Here is a 1,124-nt window from a genome sequence, read left to right as displayed (position 1 = left end):
GGTTGTTGGTGATCTGCCGCAGCTGCGACGCGCTGAAGTTGCCGTTCTCCAGCCAGCCCGGCATCTGGCTGTGCCAGACCAGGGTGTGGCCGTAGACCTTCTGGTTGTTCTGCTGGGCGAAGTTGACCAGCCGGTCGCCGCCGGACCAGTTGAACTGGCCCTGGGAGGGCTGGATGCTCTCCCACTTCATCACGTTCTCGGCCGTGACGCTGCTGAACTCCTGGGCCACCAGGTCGGCGTACTGGGAGTTGTTGAGGTGGCTGTCGTTGACCGCGACGCCGACGAAGCGGCCGTTGTCGGCGGCGGCCTCCCGCAGCGTGTGGTTGGACGCCTGGGCTGTTCCGAGGGTGCTGCCGAAGACCGCGACACCGGCGAGCAGGGCTCCGGCCGCGACCCCGACGGCGGCTCTGCGCCTCAGGAAGGACATCAAGTGCCCCTTTCTTGTCATGCCCCCGCAGGCTGACGGGCTTTTTCTAAGCGCCCCGAGCGGGACCGTCAAGACTTCCGGAACATCTCCGAAAGTTTTCCGCGTCCTGCCGTCCCGGCACGGACGCGCCCGCCCGGTGCGCCGGAGGGCGCACCGGGCGGGCGGTCACCTGCGCTCGAACGGTTGCCGGGCTATGCGGAGCAGCTCACCCCGGAGACCGTGTAGGCGCCTCCCTGGCCGGTCAGGAAGCCCGCCGTGACGGTCTGTCCGGCGCCCACGTTGCCGTTGTAGGCGGCATTGGCCGCGGTGATGGTTCCGGAGCCGGAGTAGACCGCGTCCCAGCCGTTGGTGATGGTTTCGCCGGAGCGGAGCTGGAAGGTGACGGACCAGCCGGTGAGGGACGAGCTGCCGGCCGTCACCCGGATCTCGTACTGGGCGCCGCCGTTCCACTGGCCGGTCTGGGTCACCGTCGCGGTGCAGCCCTGGCCGCCGCCGGTGGTCCCCCCGTCCGTGGTCCCGCCGTCCGTGGTCCCGCCGTCGGTCGTGCCGCCGTCCGTGGTCCCGCCGGTCGTGGTGCCGCCGCCGAAGGCCGCGAGCATGGCGTCGTAGGCCGGCTTCTTCTGGTAGCTGTCGGTGAACAGCAGCGGAGCGCCGTAGCCGTTGAACACGTCCGGCACCCAGGAGTCGCCGTCCCGCA

At 69.9% G+C, this 1,124-nt stretch carries 2 protein-coding genes; both read right to left on the bottom strand.

Going from position 1 to position 1,124, the window contains the following annotated elements:
- The coding region (locus tag GQS09_RS28275) for an endo-1,4-beta-xylanase (protein WP_165990349.1) at window positions 1-427 on the bottom strand (427 nt) is incomplete at its 3' end.
- 191 nt (window positions 428-618) lie between these two features.
- The coding region (locus GQS09_RS28270) for a cellulose binding domain-containing protein (RefSeq protein ID WP_207958392.1) at window positions 619-1,124 on the bottom strand (506 nt) is incomplete at its 5' end.

Origin of the sequence: Streptomyces sp. YIM 98790 (assembly GCF_011421595.1) — a bacterium.
In the GTDB taxonomy this organism is placed as follows: domain Bacteria; phylum Actinomycetota; class Actinomycetes; order Streptomycetales; family Streptomycetaceae; genus Streptomyces.
This window is presented reverse-complemented; position numbering and strand designations above follow the sequence as displayed.